Below are 20,242 nucleotides of genomic sequence, written 5' to 3' on the forward strand. Positions count from 1 at the left end.
GTTATTATATAGGAAAAAAGTGTTTTTTTTAATAATAATATGAAAACCCTTTCATGTGAAAATTATTTCGTATATATTCATTTTTGTCAAAAAAATTTTTTTCACACATGTTTAGTATAGCAAATTTTCAAAATAAGTGGGTTAAGAGGAATTTTTTTCTTTGGTTTAATGACGAAAGTTGAAAATTAACATAGTTTCTGGGTAGGTCTTTAGAAATAAATAAAAAAAATAAATTAGTCTTTAAGATAGGATTTCATTTTCGAATCCTATCTTTTATTTAGTAATAATGTATTGGGTTTGGATTGAAATTTACTAGTACTAGGTATAAATCATTAATTGTTTTTTCCTTAAAAGGATATTAAAATTTAGTAAAGAATAATTAGTTAAATATGGTTATAGAGATAGAGGAGGGTGCATATGATTGAGGGGGAAATCATAAAGTTTTATCGTGAAAAAATGGGATTAACTCAAGCGATGCTTGGAGAAGGTATATGTACAACTACTCATGTTAGTAAAATAGAAAGAGGAAAGACGGCGTACTCACCTGATATTATCGCTTTATTTTCAGATCGTTTAGGAATCAATATTAATCATGAAGTCCAATCGTTTTATAATTTAGAGAAAAAATTACATCTTTGGCACGACGCATTAGTCATGAAAAAAGAAGCTCAAATTGTAGAAATTAAAGCAGAACTTGAACAAATGCCCTTTATTGATTATTCACAATATGCAGCCCATTATAATTTACTAAGAGCAAGATATTATTTTCATTATCAAAATTTAGATATGGTTAAGCAAATACTTACATATGTGAAAAAAGAATTTGATGATTTATCACCTTTCGAGAAAAATTTATTCTATCATCTTCAAGGTATGTACTATATATCGAACTATACTAGCCTAAGTAATGAAGACCATCAAAAGGCAATAAAAGTATTAAAGATGATTAATATTGATGAGTATCGAAATGAAGAATACTATCACCATTTAGCAATTGCCTATCATTTCGGAAGTTCAAAAATCTTAGCGTATAAATATGCCGAAATGGCACTTAAGTTTTTTCAAAGAACGAATAATTATTTATTCGCAATTAGTTCTGAATCACTTATGTTATTGCAGTACGGTAGTGAATTGGAAATGAATTTTAGTGAAGTTGTAGAACGCTATAAAGATTTAATTCATAACTGTGAAGTATTAGGCGATCGAGAGCGAAAGGCTATTTTATTGAATAATCTTGGAGTGAAATACTTTAAGCGAGAAGAATATGAAAATGCATTGTATTATTTTGAGGAAAGTATTAATGAAACCGAAAATAAAAAATCAATAAATTACTTAAGAAGATTATGCAATTATTTAGAGACATGTACAGAAGGGACACTATTAGAAAAAGAGATACTTCTTAGTGTGATGAAAAGAGCACTAGCATTAGCAAAAATGTTAAAAAGCCCAGTACATATTACATTGATTAAACTATTTAAGCTTAAGGCTGAAGGAGCCCGTGAAAAATTTTATCAATATCTATCGGATGAGGCACTCCCATTCTTTTATTCTACTAATAATAAATTTTATATCGAACAGTTTGGTAAGAAATTATATAAATACTATATAGAAATTAAAGAGTTTCAAAAAGCCGCAGAGTTGTATGAGTCAATTGAACATACATTTGTGAGCATGTAAAAGAGAAATATATAGACAACGTTAAGTAACGTGTCTATGTATTTTTTTTTTGTCTTTTTTTCTAGAAAAAGTGCATTTTTTATTTAGTGAATTTAAAATATCTAAAATTGGTTTATTCCGAAGGGGAATTATGTTGTTATTTGTCGATTTTATTAAGGTGAATTGGATAAACGTTGATAAAACAGGGTTTCTTATAACCCAATTGCGTAAAAATGGAAAATTCTCAATAATATAATTAATAGAAAAAAACGACAAACGTCATTCTATTTTGTTGATTACTAGAAGAAGTTGTCAAAAAAATTAATTCTAGTAATTAACGTTAAAGGCAAACTAAGAAGAAAAATGAACTGGAGGAAGAAAAATGGGGGAAAAGAGAGAAAGAAGTAAAGTTCTAAAAAGTTTTACTGTTTTAGCTTTAACATCTAGTTTTATTTTAGGTTCTCTTGGACAAGTAACAAATGTATCAAATGCAGCAAGTCCGAGTAAAGCAGAAGATATTTTGACAAGTTTAAGTTCAGAGCAAAGAGCAGCTCTAAAGCAGCTTTCAACTAGTGAAGACTCTGGGCTGCAAATTTCCTCTAATATTAATTTGGACTCTACTGATCAAACAAAAGTCATTGTAGAGTTTGCTAGTAAGCCAGTTAAAGTCGCACAAATTGAAGCGAGTGTAGAAGGTAAAACTTTAACAAAATCAGATGCAGAAAAGCAAATCGATCAAGACCATGATACTTTTACGAAAGATATTAACCAAGTTTTAACAACTGGTAAAAGTAAAAAAGTAGATTACAAAATTAATCATTCATATAAACATGCATTTAATGGTGTCTCCATGACATTACCAGCAAATCAAATTAAGAATCTACTAAAATCTAAAGCTGTAAAAAAGGTATGGAGTAACCAAACTTTTACAATTGACCCACCTAAAGAAAATGATCAACTAAAAGCAGATGAAGCAAATGTTGCAAACTATACACCATATGATGCTCTAGATCGCTTACATGCTGAAGGATTTACAGGTAAAGGAATTAAAGTAGGGATTCTAGATACAGGGATGGATTATCATCACCCAGACTTGAAGGATGCTTATAAAGGTGGATATGATTTCGTTGATAACGATAATGATCCAATGGAAACAACATATGCAGATTGGAAAAAATCAGGGCAACCTGAGATTAGTGGTTCATCAACTTATTATACTGAGCATGGTACACATGTAGCTGGTATCATTGGTGGACGTGGTGTTGCGAATAGTGAATATAAAACAGTTGGAGCGGCACCTGATGCTGACCTTTATTCTTATCGAGTTTTAGGACCTTATGGATCTGGAACTGAGGAAGCTATAATTGCAGGGATCGATCGTGCCGTTCAAGACGGTATGGATGTTATTAATATGTCATTAGGTGCAACGTTAAATGATCCATTGTATGCGACTTCAATTGCTGTAAATAATGCTGTATTAAGTGGTGTAACTACAGTTGTTGCAGCAGGAAATAGCGGTGATCAAATGTATACGCTTGGTTCACCTGGTGCTGCAGCTTTAGCATTAACAGTTGGTGCATCATCAATCGCATTAGATGTTTATCAATATGCTGGAGTAAATAATGGCAAAAACTATTCAGTTAGACAATTAGCTCGTAATTATTCAGATGACTTAACAACATTAAAAGGAAAAACATATCAGTTAGTTGATGTTGGTTTAGGTAATCCAGCAGACTTCAATGGAAAAGATGTAAATGGAAAAATTGCTTTCATTAAACGTGGAACGATTGCATTAATCGATAAAATTAAAAATGCAAAAGCAAAAGGTGCTGTTGGCGTTTTAATGTACAACGACGAAACAAATCAAGCTGAAGGTGCAATTCAATCTTTCCTAGGCGAATCAGTTGATGCAATTCCAGCATTCTCTGTTTCTAATCAAGAGGGTACAGAAATTGCAGCCGCTATCAAAGCTGGTAAATCAGAATTCTCATTTGGTGACTTTAAAAAGGTGCAAACAGCATCAGATGAATTAGCAGGATTTAGTTCAAGAGGTCCATCTCGCGTAAACTATGATATTAAACCTGAAGTAACAGCTCCTGGTGTGGCGATCCTTTCAACGGTACCATACTATGTAAATAATAAAACTGGTGATGGATCAAAGCCTGAAGATTACAAATATGCATATGAGCGCTTATCAGGTACATCGATGGCGACACCTTATGTAGCAGGTGTATCAGCATTATTACTTCAATCAAATAAAGACCTACAACCTGAAGATATTAAATCGATTTTAATGAACACGGCTGATCCGTTATCAAAAGCTTATAGTGTATTTGAAGCAGGTAGTGGACGTGTTGATGCATACGAAGCAATTCATTCGAATGTAGAATTGGAAGTAGTAGACCAAACGCCGACATATATTAATGGCAAACAAAAGTCTATTCAAGAACTAACTGGTGGCATTAGCTTCGGATCATATGGTTCCGATGATAAAGATATTTCAGATTCTCGCAATATTACATTAAAAAATCGTAGCGAAAAAGCGAAAACATTTAATGTAAATGTGAAATTCCAAACTGGATTAAGAGGATCTAAAGATGCAGCTGGGAACAATGTAACGTTAACTGGACCTACTTCTGTAAAATTAAATGGAATTAGCCAAAAGAATATCAAATTTAACTTAAACATTCCAAAAACAGCAGAAAAAGGAACATATGAAGGCTTTATTACATTTACAAATACCGGGGATCCAACTGAGCAATATCAAATTCCATTTGGTGGTCGTGTAGTCGATGAAGGAATTGATTATTTTAAAATTGACAACCCAATGTTTGGTAATGATACGAGCTGGCCAGCAAATGCATTTCCGTTCTTATCATTCGATCTTTCATTAAAGTCACACATGAAAACATTAGATGTATTACTACAAGATGCTACAACAGGTGAAGATCTTGGTTTAGTTGGTTCATTTACACCAATCACAATGAATGAAAATCAAGAGTACTTTATTGGAAGAGGATTTAGTTCAGTTTATTATCCATTCACTGGTGATGCAAAAAATCCGATTAGTAATGATCCAGTAGTAGCAAAAGCAGGAAACTATAAATTAAAATTAGTTGGTACAAATGAAAAAGGTAAGTCATTTGTAAGAACTGCTGGTTTCGTTTATGATGTTGCAGCACCTACTATGACTTCTAGTTTTGACTCTTTAGATCAAAAAGTAATTGAATACAAAGATAGTCAATTTGATTCAAAAGGACAATTCTTATATGACTTTAACATTAATCTAAATGATCCCGAAACTGCTGAAGCAAATCGCTTAGGTTTCTCAGTAGATCAGTCAAATAATGCAGTCGTATCATTTTACGATAGTCCGTTCCCAGCTAATCCAATTAAAACGGATAAGAACGGAAACTATACTGACCAGATTTTAGTTAATAAGCGTGATACACCTTTACAAGTTTCTTTCTATGGTATGGATGCAGCAAGAAACTTTACTGGAAATGCTGCAAATATGTTAAGACTAGTATTCGTGGACCAAAATTTCCCATACTACTACTTAAAAGCAAATAAACAAACAGTAACAACAGGCGATACGGTAAATTATAGTGTTCGTTCAAATAATATTAAAAACTTAAAAACAACTAAAATTAAATTTACAGTTGATCCAAATCTTGCAACAATTCAAAATGTCGTTGTAAATGATGCAGTAAAACAATATGGTGATGCACAAGTTTCTGTAACTTCAGTACCTTCTGGAATAAGTCAGCTTTATACATTTACATTTACTTATAATGGAACAAAAGCTTTACCAGAAGACTTACAATTATTTAATTTTGATATGAAAACAGCAGAGAAATATACAAATTTTATCCCAAATGACTGGTATGGAATGACAGCATCAACAACTGACCAATCAAATGTTCAGACTAATGATGTGTATGCGTACATGGAATCTTATAAAATTAAGAATACTTATTCTAAAATTGATGGAGCATTACGTTTAGAAGGAACAATTGATCCAGCAACAGGTCAGCAAAATTATGCGCTTGATCAAAGTGCAATTGGTGCAAAAGTTACAGTTACGTCTTATGATGGAAAAACAACTGTTCAACCTACAATTAACAAAAGTGGAACATATAGTGCAGAGGGACTGAAAGCAGATCCAAAACCTTATACTTATAAAGTTGAAGTACCAGGACATTTTACTATGAACAGACAAGTACTTTTATCAAATGAAGTACGTGGTGAAACTCTTGGTAAGAGATATAATCTAGGTTTATTAACAGCTGCAGCTGGAGACGTTAATAAAGATGATGTAATTGATGTGTTAGATGCAATAGCTGTACAAACGTATTGGGGTACAAATAAAGCTTCAGCAGACTTTAATTTTGATAAAGTAGTAGATAAAAAGGATATGGACTTAGTTGTTCAAAACTTTGGATTACAAAATCCTACTGTTGATAAAGCTCCAAAACCAAAAACTACTTATAAGGGTGCAACTTTAGATAGTATTTTAAAAGAGTTAGGTTTAGACAAATAATAAAAGATTTAGATTAGGGAAGCCAGTTAATTTGGCTTCCCTTTTAAGGTTGTAGAAGGATGTGGTGAAGTGCAAATAAATAACCGAAAACTGCAAATAAAATTGGCAAATCCTCAATTGAAAAAGTCAAGTCTGCAAATAAAATCGGTGGAACTGCAAATAAAGCTATTCATTTTAAATAAATTGAGTGAAAAAGCATAGATTAGTAAAATGATAAATTGAAAATGAACATAAACAGAAGCAAAGTTCAAAGAAACAATCGAAAAACACAAACTCAGAAGTCAAAATGCCCTCTCATAGACTGCCCCAAAAAAGTGCACTTTCTTCGTTGCCCATTACCTTTTAAAGGTAACTACCTCTTTACTCTGTAGTTACTTTTCATCAAAAAAAGGTGTTAATTATTGGCCATTTCAAATGAAAAATAGACCTAATAAATGATGAATTAAAATATTCTAAAATAGTTTTATCTTGTTCAATTAGTAAAAAAAGCTATCAATTTGGGGTTTAATTAGAAATATTAAAGTTTAATTAAAAAAAGTAAGCGTTTTCAAAGAACGGACTCTTTCTTTTTAAATGATAGAAAAATTGGGTTATTTCGATTGTTTTTCACGGGAGAATTTAGAAGAATCCTGTCGAAAGTAGAGAGGGGAAATTTAAAACTTTGATAAATTAGGCGAGGGATAACCCAATTGACCGAAAATTGGAATAAATTGATAATAAATGTAGAAAGTAAATTTGATGTAAAGAGTTAAATATGAAGATAAAAAGTAGCTTACTATTTTATAAATCATAGATCTTTATTGAATTTTACTTTAGATAAATAAAGCCAGGAGGAAGAAGAATGGGGAAAAGAGTAAAGAAAAGTAAGTTTGTATCAGGCTTTACCGTATTAGCTCTATCATCTAGTGTTGTTGTTGCACCGATTGCACATGTAACAAATGTTTCAAAGGCAGCAGGGAATACGAAGACAGAAACAATACTTGCAAATTTAACTTCCCAGCAACGAGCTGCTTTAAAACAAATTACAACGAATGAAGCGACAGGGATTCAAATTTCATCAGACATTGACCAAACGACTACAAAACAAACTTCAGTCATTGTTGAGTTTGCAAATAAACCGGCGAAAGTGGCTCAAATTGAGGCGCAAGTAGATGGCAAATCATTAACCGAGGCACAAGCGGGGAAATTAGTTGATCAAGATCATTCTACTTTTAGTGCAGAAGTGGGACAAGTTCTTAAAGATGAAAATAATAAAAAGGTAGATTTTAAAATTAAGCATTCATATAAAACTGCATTTAACGGTGTTTCAATGAGTCTACCAGCAAACCAAATTAAGAATCTATTAAAATCAAAAGCAGTTAAAACTGTATGGAGTAATGAGAAGTTCTCAATTGACCCTCCAAAAGAATTAGATAAGAATAGCGAGTTAAAAGCAGACGAGTCTAAAGTAGCAAACTATACGCCATATGATGGCTTGGATAAGCTACATGCTGAAGGCTATACAGGAAAGGGGATTAAAGTTGGTATCCTTGATACAGGTATCGATTACAACCATCCAGATTTAAAAGGCGCTTTCAAAGGTGGATATGATTTTGTAGATAATGATAATGATCCAATGGAGACTACATATGCTGACTGGGTTAAAGCTGGTAAACCAGGATCTGCAAATGGAGCTGACTATTATACTGAGCATGGTACACACGTAGCTGGTATTATTGGTGGACGTGGTGCGTCAGATAGTGAATACAAGCAGGTTGGCGCAGCACCAGAATCTGATATCTATTCTTATCGTGTTCTTGGACCTGGTGGAGTTGGAACAAGTGAAGCAATCATCGCCGGTCTTGATAAAGCAGTAAAAGATGGCATGGATGTTATTAATATGTCATTAGGCGCGTCGTTAAACGATCCACTTTATGCAACTTCGATCGCGGTTAACAATGCTGTATTAAGTGGCGTAACGACTGTCGTAGCTGCAGGAAATGATGGAGACAAAATGGACACATTAGGTTCACCGGGAGCGGCTGCATTAGCATTAACTGTTGGAGCTTCATCAGTTGCAATTGATCTTTATCAATTTAACGGTACACAGAATGGAAACAAATACAACTTTAGACAATTAGCTCAAAACTATTCAGATGATGTTACGACATTAAAAGGCAAAACTTATCAACTTGTTGACGTAGGTTTAGCAAATCCATCTAATTTTACCGGAAAAGACTTAAAAGGGAAGATCGCTTACATTCAACGTGGAACGATTGCATTGATTGATAAAATTAAAAATGCAAAAGCAGCAGGTGCTGTAGGTGTATTAATGGCAAATAACGTTGATAACCAAAGCGAAGGTGCAATCCAAGCATACTTAGGTGAGTCGATAGACGCGATTCCTTCATTCTCAGTTTCATATGAAGAGGGATTAAAAATTACTGAAGCAGTTAAAGCTGGAAAAAATGAAGTTACTTTCGGTGATTATTCTAAGCTACAAACAGCTTCAGATGAATTAGCGACGTTTAGTTCAAGAGGACCATCACGTGTAAACTATGATATTAAGCCAGAAGTGACTGCTCCAGGTGTTTCGATTCTTTCATCTGTACCGTTTTATGTAAATAACAAAACAAGTGATGGATCAAAGCCTGAAGATTATCAGTATGCATATGAGCGTATGTCTGGAACATCTATGGCAACACCATATGTAGCTGGTGTATCCGCGTTATTACTACAATCAAATAAAGATTTACAACCAGAAGATATTAAATCAATCCTAATGAATACAGCTGATCCATTATCAAAAGCGTATAGCGTATTTGAAGTAGGTAGTGGACGTGTTGATGCATATGAAGCAATTCATTCAAATGTAGAATTAGAAGTGGTTGATAAAACACCAACGATTGTAAACGGCAAAGAAAAATTAATTAATGAGTTAACCGGTGGGATGAGCTTTGGTTCATTTGGATTTGATGGTAATGATATTGCTGATTCTCGTAACGTTACATTAAAGAATCGAAGTGAAAAAGCAAAAACATTTAGTGTTGACGTGAAATATCAAACTGGATTAAGAGGATCGAAGGATGCAGCTTCAAATAAGGTTACACTTTCAGGCCCTACATCAGTTAAGTTAAATGGTATTAGTTCGAAATCAATTAAGTTTAATTTAAACATTCCAAAAACTGCTGAAAAAGGAACTTATGAAGGTTATGTTACATTCACGAATACTCAGGATCCAACTGAACAATATCAAATTCCGTTTGGTGTTCGTGTAGTTGAAGAGGGTATCCAATCATTTAATTTAGTCAACCCACTTTATTCAAATAAAATTACGAATCCAACCTATGCGTACCCATTTATTGATGGAAGTGTTTCTATAAAAACACATATGAAATCATTAGATGTGATCGTTCAGGACCCTACAACTGGTCAAGACTTAGGTATTATTGGTTCATTTAATACAGCAGTATTGAAAGAAGATGTCGTTTACAATATCGGTCGCCTTGTCGGTGGATATTACTTCCCATTCACTGGAGATGCGAAAAACCCGATTAGTAGTAAATATGAATTAATTAAACCAGGTCACTACAAATTAAGACTTGTTGGTGTGAGTGAAAGTGGAAAAACATTTGCTGAAGCTAGAGACTTTATGCTGGAATATGCTGTTCCTAATATGACTTCAAGCTTTGACAAGTTAGATCAAAAGGTTATCGAGTATAGTGATAGTCAACTAGATAAAAATGGACAAATGTTATATGACTTCAATATCAATGTAAATGACCCAGAAATCGATGAAGCGAATAAATACGGTATTAAAGCGGATCAATCAGATAACACAATTGTTTACACGTATAATTCCTTCTTCCCATCATTGCCTATTAACGTAGATAAAAATGGTGATTATACTGATCAAATTTTAGTTGATAGCAAATATTCAGTATTACCTTTAACATTCTATGGTATGGATGCAGCGTTAAATCCAACTGCTCAAATTAGAATTGCTTTTGTAAAAAATACAACTCCGTATTATTACTTAAAAGCGAATAAGCAAAATATTGTACCTGGTGATACAGTAAATTACGCTGTTAAAGCAAATAATATTAGTAACTTAAAAACTACTAAATTAACGCTTCAATTGAATAATAATCAAGGAAGCATTGACAATATTCTAGTAAATGATGAAGTTAAAAAATATGGTGACGCACAAGTGACAGTAAAAACATCACCTACTACTTGGGACTATATTACACAATATGACTTTACTTTTACTTACTCAGGTTCAGCTAAGTTACCAGAGGACACTCAATTATTTAATTTCGATATTAAAACATTAGATAAATCATTTACAACAGGTTCAGCGATTAACTTCTCAGGTAATGGTGCGTCTACAATTGATACATCAAATGTTGAAACGAAAAATGTTTACACTTATATCGATGGTTATAATGTAAAACCAACAGTTTCAAAACTTTCAGGTACACTTCAAGTAGAAGGAGCAAAAAACCCTGCAACAGGTGAAACAAACTATGCGATCGATCAAAGTAAAGTAGGTGCGAAAATTACATTAACATCTTATGATGGTAAAACTGTTTTACAAACACCAATCACATCAAAACAAGGTGATTATGCATTCGATGGTGTGAAATTAGACAGTAAACCTTACACATTATCTGTTGATGTACCAGGACACTTTACAATGAATCAAAAAATGAATAATTTATTTGATAATATCCGAGGTGATTTAATTGGTAGGCAATTACGCTACTTATTAGATGTTGCACCTGCTGGTGATGCAAATAAAGACAATGTAATCGATGTATTAGATGCATTAGCTGTACAAACTTACTGGGGCACAAACAAAGCATCTGCTGACTTCAACTTTGATAAAGTAGTTGATGCGAAAGATATGGATTATGTAGTTAATAATTTTGGATTACAAAATTCAACTGTTTCAAATCCTCCTAAAGCAAAAAGTTCATATAAAGATGCTACATTAGATAGTATCTTAGCAGATTTAGGCTTAAACAAATAATAAAAGCAGCCTTCTCCCGATTGTTTTTTGGGAGAAGGCTTTTTATTTTTAAATTACTTTTTTCGATCGTTTTCTTCCCCCTAAACCCTGCATTTAAAACACAATGGTAAATTTATACATAAAGAAATTCATTTCAGGTTAACTTAAAGGAATAAAGGATTTGTAGGGAGACTCTTTATGAATAAAAAGTTTATTTATTCAACGCATATTTATATCTTGATGATTATGTCAACCGGATTTATGTTACATGTGTTTATCGTACCTAGTGTTTTGACATCAACTCATCGAGATTCTTGGATTACGGTTATTGCTAGTATTCTCCCTTTTGTAATTTGGGCAGCTTTAGTTTTTTATTTGTATAAAAAGCTTAATAAAGAAGATATTTTATCTGTAATGTTTAAAGTACTATACAAGCCATTAGCCTACATATTATTAACTATTTTTCTAGTGTACTTTTTATTATCAGCCTTTGTTACTTTTCGATTTACACTAATTTGGGCAAATACAAATTATACACAAGATATTCCTAATTTTGCTGTAGTATTATTAATTTCGCTAGTTTGCTTTTATGCTGTACTTAAAGGTATACGTTCAATTAGTACGATTGCATTTTTAATTTTACCTCCAGTTGTTTTGTTTGGTTTTTTAGTTGGAATAGGGAATGTAAAGAATAAAAATTATGGATTATTATTTCCTATTTTCGAAAATGGATATCATGACATTTTTCATGGCTTTATTTATACATGCTCAGGTTTTTTTGAAATGATATTCATTTTATTTTTAAACTCCTTTTTAAAAGACAAAGTAAAAGTAAAATGGCTAATGATCGTTAGTTTTATATTGTTAATGTTAATTTTAGGTCCACTGACGGGTGCGATTACGGAGTTTGGACCTGTTGAAGCAGAAAAAATGAGAAATCCTGTTTATGAACAATGGAAACTTCTAACGATAGGAGCGAATATTACGAGATTGGATTTTTTATCTATTTTTCAGTGGTTGTCAGGAGCATTTATTCGGATTAGTTTAAACCTATATATTGCAAATTACATCATCAATTATAGCGGAAGAAAAAAATGGAGTTTACCAGTATTGTCACTTATTTTATTAGTAGCGGTAATGATTCCATGGAATGCAACATCATTTATTAACTTTTTGCAATACTATTATTTTCCAATAAATTTAATCTTCTTATTATGCATGATGCTTATATTTTTAGTTATTTCAAAATTAAAAGGTGATTCAGCATGACAAAAGATTCGACTACTTTAGAAAACCTCAATTTACTAGAATTTATGGAGTCTTTTAATCACTCGTCGGATATTGATTTCAGAACAAAATTATATAAAGAAGAGGCAGAATCTCATTATGTAATTATAATGTTTTGTCCAAATTTGATTGACAGTCAATTTAGTAATCAAATTATTAATGACATTTATAATGTTGTCCAAAAAGAAGAAAAATTCAATTTTGAGTTAATAAGTAATATAGTTGAGACTAAAAGGTTGAAAGAAGTATCTAATATTAAAAAAGAAGTCGAAGAAAATTTATTTTCTGGGAAGTTAGTAATATTTAGTTCTTATTTAAATGATGTTTTCTTTATTCAAGTCGCGAATCCTCCAAAACGAATCCCGGAGGAATCAAATTTAGAAACTTCAATTCGCGGTCCAAGAGATGGGTTTGTTGAAAATATTTCGGATAATATGGCTTTAATCCGTCAAAGACTTAAGACTTCAACCCTTAAAAGTGTTGAATATACAATTGGTGAAAGAAGTCGTACAAAAGTTTTACTAGTCTATATGGAAGATATCATTAATCCTTCAATTCTTTCAGAAGTGAAACAACGTCTAAGTTCGATTAACAAAGATGTAATCATTAGTAGCTATGAAGTTGAGGAGGAATTATATGACGAACCATTCTCGATTTTTCCACTTTTAGATAATATAGGTCGACCTGATTTTGTTGTACAATCATTAAATCAAGGTAGGTTTGCAGTTATTGTTGATGGCAATCCAAGTTGTTTAATAGGTCCAACCACCTTAAGCCAACTTGTTTATTCACCTGAAGATATACATGCAAGTATTTATTATATTAACGTAGTAAGATATCTTAGAATTTCTGCAATTTTAACGACCATTTTTTTACCGGGATTATATATTGCAATGGTTAATTATCATATAGATCAATTACCATATCCATTTCTTGCGACCATTGCTATGTCTAGAAACGGTTTGCCATTTTCAGCGCCATTAGAAGCCTGCTTAATGTTAATTTTTTTTGAATTATTTAAAGAAGCGGGAATTCGTTTACCGAAGGCAGTTGGACAAACTGTAGCTGTTTTAGGGGGTCTCTTTATTGGTGATGCTGCGATCCGTGCAGGACTAACTTCGCCTTCTATGCTTGTTATAGTAGCTTTAACTGTTATTTCAGGTTATACATTAGTTAATCAAAATATTGCAGGAAATATTGTAATTCTACGATTTTTTATTTTATTTTTATCGTCTATTTTAGGTTTAATTGGCTTTTTTACTGGGATGTTTCTTTTAGCGACATTGATAGTTTCTTTAGAAAGCTTTGGACAACCTTATATGACAATACTGTCTGTCCCAAGTATATCTGACATTTTAAACGTAATTATAAAGGTGCCTCAAAAGTTTAAACAGAAAAGAAATGAATCACTCCATCCAGTTGATAAAGACCGTAAAAGGGAGTGGAAAAAAAGATGAAAAAATTACTGGTTTTTATGCTAATCGTTTTTCATTTATTCATTTTAACGGGATGTTGGGGCGATCGAACGATTATCGATCAAACATTAGTTACAAGTTTTGGTATTGACTTTAAGGACGATCAGTACATTGTTACGATTCAAGCACTCAATTTTTCGAATATTGCTAAGCAAGAAACTGGGGCATTACAAATACCTGCACCTCCGTTAATCGGCCAAGCTACAGGTAAATCTATACAGGAAGCATTAACTAAAATAGATATAAAATCACCAGTTCCTTTATATTATGGTCATGTTAACAGTGTCATCCTAAGTAAATCAGTTATTGAAAAAAAAATGAAAGAAGTTAATTCTTTCATCAGTGGAAGACCACTATTAAGATACACAGTGTGGATTTATGGGACTGAACGAGATATAAAAGATATATTAAGGAGTCAAAGCTTTTTTAATTTACCTTTTTTATATACTGTAGTGACTAATCCAGCTGAAAAGAGTAGAGGAAGTTTTATTGTTTTAAGCATGCAATTTCATCAGTTTATTTCGAGATACACTCAACCTGTTGGAACATTATTGATACCTATATTAGATATGGAAGAAAAGTATTTTACTGAAAAAGAAGTAGACAAGGTAGCTTATATAAAGGGTGCCTACATTTTATCACAACAAAAATTTAAAGGACAAGTAACATTAAAAGATTTAAAATCACTGAATTATTTGCACCAGAAAAATTATAGTTTACCACTTATGCTTGAAAAAGATGATGTAAATTTAGAAGTTAGAAGTTCTAATAGTTCAGTTAAAGTGTTAAAAGGTGGTAAGAAGCCAAAGTATATTATTAATGTAAGAACAAATGTAGCTGTTGTACAGAATGAGAATGGTTTAAGTAGGAAGAAAATAGCATCTGACATAGGAAAAAAAATGAAAAGTGAAATATTAAAAACGATAAAAAAAGGAGAGGAGCTTCATGTAGATCTTCTCAATATTACAGAAAAGCCTTATCGATTTAATCGAAAGGAATGGGATATAAAAACGCTGAATGCACTTGATGTTAATTCGATAAAAGACATTAAAGTGAAAGTGCATATTATAGGTAGTAAAACGTATAAAAGATGAAAAGTGATAGTAAAAGAGAAAGAGCATAAAAAGAAGTTTATTTTTTATTAAAGAGACTTTTTTTATGCTCATTTTTACTAAAAATGAATTATGATAGAAATGGACTGAATAAAAGGAGAAAAGTTATGACTGAAGGAGTAAAAGATAATTGGTTTCCTGGGCGATGGCTAGGTGGGATCTCCTTAATTTTAGGTCCAATTTTTATGCTTACAGGTGTCATTTTAAGAAGTAGATTTCATTTCTTCTTCCCAGATCAGCTTGAAGCATATAAGACTTACCCAACTTTACTATTTTTATCTTATAGTTTTTTTATTGCGGGGAATGTCTTATTGTGGCCAGCAGTTATATCACTTTGTAAATTAATCAGTATAAAGAAGCCAAATTGGGCATTATGGGGTGGAAGTTTTGCGATATTTGGTCTTTTTGCTCGTACTTTTCATGCAGGAGTCGATCATCTAGCTTTTCAGTTGGTTCGAATTCTAGGTGTGGAGACCGCAACAAAAGTTATGGCGCAATCTTATGGAGCGTTTCATATATTCCATAGCCTATCCCCATTAATTATGTTTGGTTGGATTATTTTAGCCATCGGTTCATATCGAGCTAGAGTACTAGGGTTAATTCGCTCTATAATGTTAGGACTTATGAGTTCGCTGCCACTTGGCGTCTTAAAAGGTACAACCTCATTTTCAATTGTGGCTACATCGGCGCTTTGTATAGCACTTTTACCGATGGGTATAAGCGTATTAAAGGACGGACCAAGACCTAATTTAAAGAAAATACTTGGGTCAGTTTTATTAACGATTGTATTGTTAGTAGGTTTATTTGTAATCGGCGAGTTAGGTTAAAAGAATTAAAATAATCCCTATTTTTTTGGGAAGAGGTGAAGAAGTTGATTCTTGTAATTGGTGGAGCGCGTAGTGGAAAGAGTTCTTACGCAGAAAAAAGAATAAAAGAATTACAAACAAATTCAAATGATGTAGTCTATATTGCTACTGCCATACCATTTGACGGAGATATGAATGAAAGAATTAAAAGACATCAAGATGATCGTCCGATTGATTGGCATACTGTTGAGCGATATAAACAATTTAATCAATTAAAAATGGAAGAAGAATTTATACAATCCAAGTTTGTCATTTTAGATTGCATAACAGTTATGATTACAAATTTAATGTTTGATTCTTATACTGATGTTGATTTTGAGACGATGAATAATGAACAAATAAATAAACTAGAAGTAGATATAGAACATGAAGTGAACGAGTTGATAGACGTATGTGATCAGCATGGTAAAACATTGATAATTGTATCGAATGAGGTAGGTTATGGACTTGTTCCATCTTATCGACTAGGAAGGATTTTTAGAGATATTGCTGGGCGTATAAATCAAAAAATTGCTTTAAGAGCAGAAGAAGTTATACTCGTTACAGCTGGTTTACCATTAAGAATAAAGTAGGAGTACCGATATGAATCGATTTAAAATGATCCTCAGTTTTTTTTCAACCGTCCCGGTTAAAAACTACGAGTTTATTGAATCCGAACTAGGGAAAGGAATTAGATTGGTTCCATTAGTAGGGGTGTTATTTGGTTTAATACTTGTTAGTTTGAATAGTGGAATTTCATTTATTTTGGACAAAGAGACTAATGCATTTTTTATTCTACTAGTCTATTTATTCTTAACGGGTGGATTACATTTTGATGGAGTAGCTGACACATCAGATGGCATTTTTAGTCATCGTTCAAAAGAAAGAATACTAGAAATTATGAAAGATAGTCGGATTGGTGCATTTGGGGTAATTTCCTTAATTGTTTTATTTTTAGGAGATTGGTTATTTTTATCAAAGAGTACAACATTTGCTATTTTTTTATTTCCGATTATTGGAAGATGCATTGCCCTATTTACATGCAGAATAAGTACATATGCTAGAAATGAAGGATTTGGAAGTCAATTTATAATTGAAGCTAAAAAATCTAATTCATTATTTGTTCTAATTGTATATGTGTTACTCATTTGTGTAAGCAGTATTTTAATGAATGAAATAGCAATTATTCTTGCAGTATGTGTCACGTTTATTTTTATTACGTTTATTACGAAAAGAATCAATCAAAAACTAGATGGTATTACAGGGGATGTAATTGGATTTACGATTGAAGTTTCCCAATTATGCTTTTTAATTTTTGCCGTGATAGGTGAGAGATTAGTATGAGAATATTTTTAATTAGACATACAGAAAGCATTGGAAATAGACAAAAGGTTTATGCAGGAATGACTGATTTTGATTTAACAGAAAAAGGCTTGAGTCAAATACGTGGTGTGATTTCCAAGTTTACAAAAATGATTGAGCCTACTTCACACTATTTTTTGTATTCTAGTCCACTTCGTAGATGTACTTTATTAAGTGATGCGATTGGAGAATTAATAGGAGAATCAAAAATAGTTGATCGTAGGTTACAGGAGACAAATTTTGGGCTGTTTGAAGGGAAAACATATACTGATCTTTTAAATGAAGTGCCTGAAGTTATAGAAAAGTGGAATGAAGATTTGATTCATTTTCAAATTCCAAATGGGGAAAGCTTAAAGCAGTGTGCAGAAAGAGTTAATACATTTTGTCATGACATTAGATTGAAAAACGAAGATGTAATAGTAGTATCACATGGGGGAATTATGAAGCTACTACTCCTAAATTTACTTAATTTAGATTTAAGTCATTTCTGGAAATTTTATACGAGCAACGGATGTATTATTGAAATTGAGTATAACGATGGTTTTGGATTTTTGAAAAATATCAATCAACTAAATAAAGAGGATGGGGAAACTTGAACACGAAAAAAATTGTTTTACTTTCATTATTTATTGCATTAAGTGCAGTACTGTCTAATATAAAAATATTCTATTCTATTGCATTTGATTCATTGCCGGCTTTTCTGGCAGCTATGTTGATTTCTCCAATTGCAGGAGGAATTGTAGGGGCACTAGGTCATCTTCTTACAGCAATTACTTCAGGTTTTCCATTTACAGTACCAGTGCATCTATTTATTGCTGTTCAAATGCTTGTGATTGTTTGGATTTTTGGCGTATTATTTAAAAAAATGAATCAATACATAGCCATGATAGTGGCAATTATTTTAAATGGTCCAGTGGCAACTTTATTAAGTGGTCTATTAATTGCTTATTTGAATCACTCCTTTACAGTTAAGACTGTTAGTAGTTTTTTTATCTTAATGGTTGTACCATTGACATTGGCTTCAGCGGCAAATATTGTTTTAGCATTTATACTTCAAAAGGTGATGAGACGTGCAAATTTCAAATTATAGGGACTTAACTTTAATGCATATAGATAAGGATCGTTATTTTACAATTGCTTGTGATAGCTGCGGTGGAATTGGGATGAGTGAGCTTGATTTCATAAAGGTTGATGAAGAAATTGTAGGTTATTTAACGGCGAAATTATGTTTAGTTGAAACATTGGCATTTCGCGCTAAGCCAACTGTATTAATTAATACTTTATGTGTAGAAATGAACGGTAGAGGGAAGCGAATAATAAACGGGATTGAAAAAGCGATTAAAGAATATAATGAAGCTAATTTTTATGAAGACAACTTAGAAATAAATATTACTGGAAGTACAGAAGAAAATATCCCAACAAAACAAACAGGTTTAGGAATTACTCTAATGGGAGAAATTTATAATCCGTATAAAAGGAAAGAAATCATTTCAGGGGATCTTGTAATATTAATTGGTTATCCAAAAGTAGGAAATGAAGTATTAGAGGATTTAAATGAAAATAAAAACGAGATCATTAATTTTAACTCATTAAAGCAATTAACAAAAAGCGAAGATGTCTCAGATCTATTACCAATCGGTTCAAAAGGAGTTCAATATGAATTGAATCAGTTGATGGAGACGAATCATATCGATATAAAATTATTGAATCAATCTAGTATTCCATTACATAAATCGGCAGGACCAGCGACATGTGCTTTAGCAATTATTAAAAAGGATGCGATTGACGGATTAAAAAAGCAAATCTCGCAGCCAATCACTTTACTAGGTGAGATTTTTTAATAGTTTGAAATAAAATGATTGGAGATTTACAATGGCAGATGCTTTGAAAAATGTATATAACCACGATTTAATTTCAAAAATAGCAAACGAAATCCATATCGTTTATACAGATTTTAATCGTGAAAATTTTATAGATAAAGTATTCAATGAAAGCTGGGAAGAAAAAACATTAAAGGAAAGAATGAGACATATTACGATTTGTTTAGGAGAGACACTTCCAAACAAATATGAAAAATCAATAGAGATTTTAAGTAGTATATTAGATAAATTTCCAAAGGGCCAATTAAGTAGTATTATTTTTCCTGATTTTGTTGAAGTGTATGGTCTAGATCATTGGGAAAAATCAATAGAATCCCTAGAACTATTCACACAGCACTCAACATCAGAATTTGCTGTTAGACCGTTCATTGTACAAGACCAAGAACGAATGATGGCGCAAATGCTAAAATGGTCTACTCATCCAAATGAACATGTAAGAAGACTAGCAAGTGAAGGGTGCCGCCCAAAGTTACCTTGGGGAATGGTTCTAAAAAGTCTAAAAAAAGATCCAACTCCAATTCTTCCTATTCTAGAAAACTTAAAGGAAGACGAGTCATTGTATGTACGCAAAAGTGTAGCAAATAATTTAAACGATATTTCAAAAGATCACCCAACTTTAGTATTAAAGATTGCGAAAGAATGGTACGGTAAAAATTCCCATACCAATTGGATTATAAAGCACGCATGTAGAACGCTATTAAAAAAAGGTAATATAGAAGCTTTAACGATTTTTGGATTCGAAACGACAAAAGCAATTCATATAGACCAATTCCAATTACAATCAGACAAAATTGAAATTGGAGGAGACTTAAACTTTTCATTTGCGATTCATAGTAACGAACCGACTACCACCAAACTTAGAATCGAATTCGCAATTGATTACGTAAAGTCAAAAGGGAACCGTACAAGAAAAATCTTTAAAATATCCGAAAACACAATTGAAAATGACAAAACATTATCTTACAACAAAACACACTCATTCAAAAACTTATCAACAAGAAAACACTATCCAGGTCAGCATAGCATCACACTACTAATAAATGGAGTCGAAAGTGGAACTTATGACTTTACGGTAAAATAAAAAAGAGA

At 32.1% G+C, this 20,242-nt stretch carries 13 protein-coding genes; all 13 read left to right on the forward strand.

All coding sequences use genetic code 11. The features are described 5' to 3' along the window. The first annotated feature begins 417 nt into the window (after nt 1-417). Nucleotides 418-1,677, forward strand: a complete 1,260-nt coding sequence (locus ACFWM3_RS16040; RefSeq protein ID WP_390312067.1) for a helix-turn-helix domain-containing protein — start codon at nt 418-420, stop codon at nt 1,675-1,677. Between the two features lie 361 nt (nt 1,678-2,038). Then, the gene (locus ACFWM3_RS16045; RefSeq protein ID WP_390312068.1) at nt 2,039-6,199 is read left to right on the forward strand and encodes a S8 family serine peptidase; all 4,161 of its coding nucleotides are present in this window, start codon (nt 2,039-2,041) and stop codon (nt 6,197-6,199) included. 841 nt (nt 6,200-7,040) lie between these two features. Further along, on the forward strand, nt 7,041-11,213 hold the full coding sequence (locus tag ACFWM3_RS16050) for a S8 family serine peptidase (RefSeq protein WP_390312069.1): 4,173 nt from the start codon (nt 7,041-7,043) through the stop codon (nt 11,211-11,213). Nucleotides 11,214-11,390: 177 nt separating this feature from the next. Then, the gene (locus ACFWM3_RS16055) at nt 11,391-12,461 is read left to right on the forward strand and encodes a GerAB/ArcD/ProY family transporter (protein ID WP_390312070.1); all 1,071 of its coding nucleotides are present in this window, start codon (nt 11,391-11,393) and stop codon (nt 12,459-12,461) included. Beyond that, a complete protein-coding gene (locus ACFWM3_RS16060) occupies nt 12,458-13,936 on the forward strand; it encodes a spore germination protein (RefSeq protein ID WP_390312071.1) in 1,479 nt (492 codons plus the stop codon). Before ACFWM3_RS16055 ends, ACFWM3_RS16060 begins: the two co-directional genes overlap by 4 nt. Continuing rightward, nucleotides 13,933-15,048, forward strand: coding sequence for a Ger(x)C family spore germination protein (locus ACFWM3_RS16065; RefSeq protein ID WP_390312072.1), 1,116 nt, complete (start codon nt 13,933-13,935; stop codon nt 15,046-15,048). Before ACFWM3_RS16060 ends, ACFWM3_RS16065 begins: the two co-directional genes overlap by 4 nt. 125 nt (nt 15,049-15,173) lie before the next feature. After that, nucleotides 15,174-15,893, forward strand: a complete 720-nt coding sequence (locus ACFWM3_RS16070) for a hypothetical protein (protein ID WP_056471449.1) — start codon at nt 15,174-15,176, stop codon at nt 15,891-15,893. Nucleotides 15,894-15,937: 44 nt separating this feature from the next. Next, complete coding sequence (cobU, locus tag ACFWM3_RS16075; protein WP_390312073.1) at nt 15,938-16,504, forward strand: bifunctional adenosylcobinamide kinase/adenosylcobinamide-phosphate guanylyltransferase; 567 nt, start codon at nt 15,938-15,940, stop codon at nt 16,502-16,504. Nucleotides 16,505-16,514: 10 nt separating this feature from the next. After that, nucleotides 16,515-17,255, forward strand: a complete 741-nt coding sequence (gene cobS, locus ACFWM3_RS16080) for an adenosylcobinamide-GDP ribazoletransferase (RefSeq protein ID WP_390312074.1) — start codon at nt 16,515-16,517, stop codon at nt 17,253-17,255. Further along, entirely contained in the window at nt 17,252-17,869 is a 618-nt protein-coding gene (locus ACFWM3_RS16085; protein ID WP_390312075.1) for a histidine phosphatase family protein, read from the forward strand. The genes cobS and ACFWM3_RS16085 overlap by 4 nt, the downstream gene beginning before the upstream one ends. Then, nucleotides 17,866-18,363 (forward strand): ECF transporter S component, encoded by a 498-nt coding sequence (locus ACFWM3_RS16090; protein ID WP_056471438.1) that lies wholly within the window; start codon nt 17,866-17,868, stop codon nt 18,361-18,363. Before ACFWM3_RS16085 ends, ACFWM3_RS16090 begins: the two co-directional genes overlap by 4 nt. Beyond that, nucleotides 18,344-19,114, forward strand: a complete 771-nt coding sequence (locus ACFWM3_RS16095) for a hypothetical protein (protein ID WP_390312076.1) — start codon at nt 18,344-18,346, stop codon at nt 19,112-19,114. The genes ACFWM3_RS16090 and ACFWM3_RS16095 overlap by 20 nt, the downstream gene beginning before the upstream one ends. Nucleotides 19,115-19,145: 31 nt before the next feature. Continuing rightward, nucleotides 19,146-20,234, forward strand: coding sequence for a DNA alkylation repair protein (locus ACFWM3_RS16100; RefSeq protein ID WP_390312077.1), 1,089 nt, complete (start codon nt 19,146-19,148; stop codon nt 20,232-20,234). Nucleotides 20,235-20,242 lie beyond the last annotated feature (8 nt).

Source organism: Gottfriedia sp. NPDC058432, from assembly GCF_042721555.1.
Lineage (GTDB): Bacteria > Bacillota > Bacilli > Bacillales > Bacillaceae_G > Gottfriedia.

What these genes read in the sequence shown, in the direction of transcription:
- ACFWM3_RS16065 (WP_390312072.1), top strand. Translation starts at nt 13,933, where the DNA reads ATGAAAAAATTACTGGTTTTTATGCTAATCGTTTTTCATTTATTCATT.
- ACFWM3_RS16050 (WP_390312069.1), top strand. Translation starts at nt 7,041, where the DNA reads ATGGGGAAAAGAGTAAAGAAAAGTAAGTTTGTATCAGGCTTTACCGTA.
- cobS (WP_390312074.1), top strand. Translation starts at nt 16,515, where the DNA reads ATGAATCGATTTAAAATGATCCTCAGTTTTTTTTCAACCGTCCCGGTT.
- ACFWM3_RS16100 (WP_390312077.1), top strand. Translation starts at nt 19,146, where the DNA reads ATGGCAGATGCTTTGAAAAATGTATATAACCACGATTTAATTTCAAAA.
- ACFWM3_RS16060 (WP_390312071.1), top strand. Translation starts at nt 12,458, where the DNA reads ATGACAAAAGATTCGACTACTTTAGAAAACCTCAATTTACTAGAATTT.
- ACFWM3_RS16070 (WP_056471449.1), top strand. Translation starts at nt 15,174, where the DNA reads ATGACTGAAGGAGTAAAAGATAATTGGTTTCCTGGGCGATGGCTAGGT.
- ACFWM3_RS16045 (WP_390312068.1), top strand. Translation starts at nt 2,039, where the DNA reads ATGGGGGAAAAGAGAGAAAGAAGTAAAGTTCTAAAAAGTTTTACTGTT.
- ACFWM3_RS16040 (WP_390312067.1), top strand. Translation starts at nt 418, where the DNA reads ATGATTGAGGGGGAAATCATAAAGTTTTATCGTGAAAAAATGGGATTA.
- ACFWM3_RS16055 (WP_390312070.1), top strand. Translation starts at nt 11,391, where the DNA reads ATGAATAAAAAGTTTATTTATTCAACGCATATTTATATCTTGATGATT.
- ACFWM3_RS16085 (WP_390312075.1), top strand. Translation starts at nt 17,252, where the DNA reads ATGAGAATATTTTTAATTAGACATACAGAAAGCATTGGAAATAGACAA.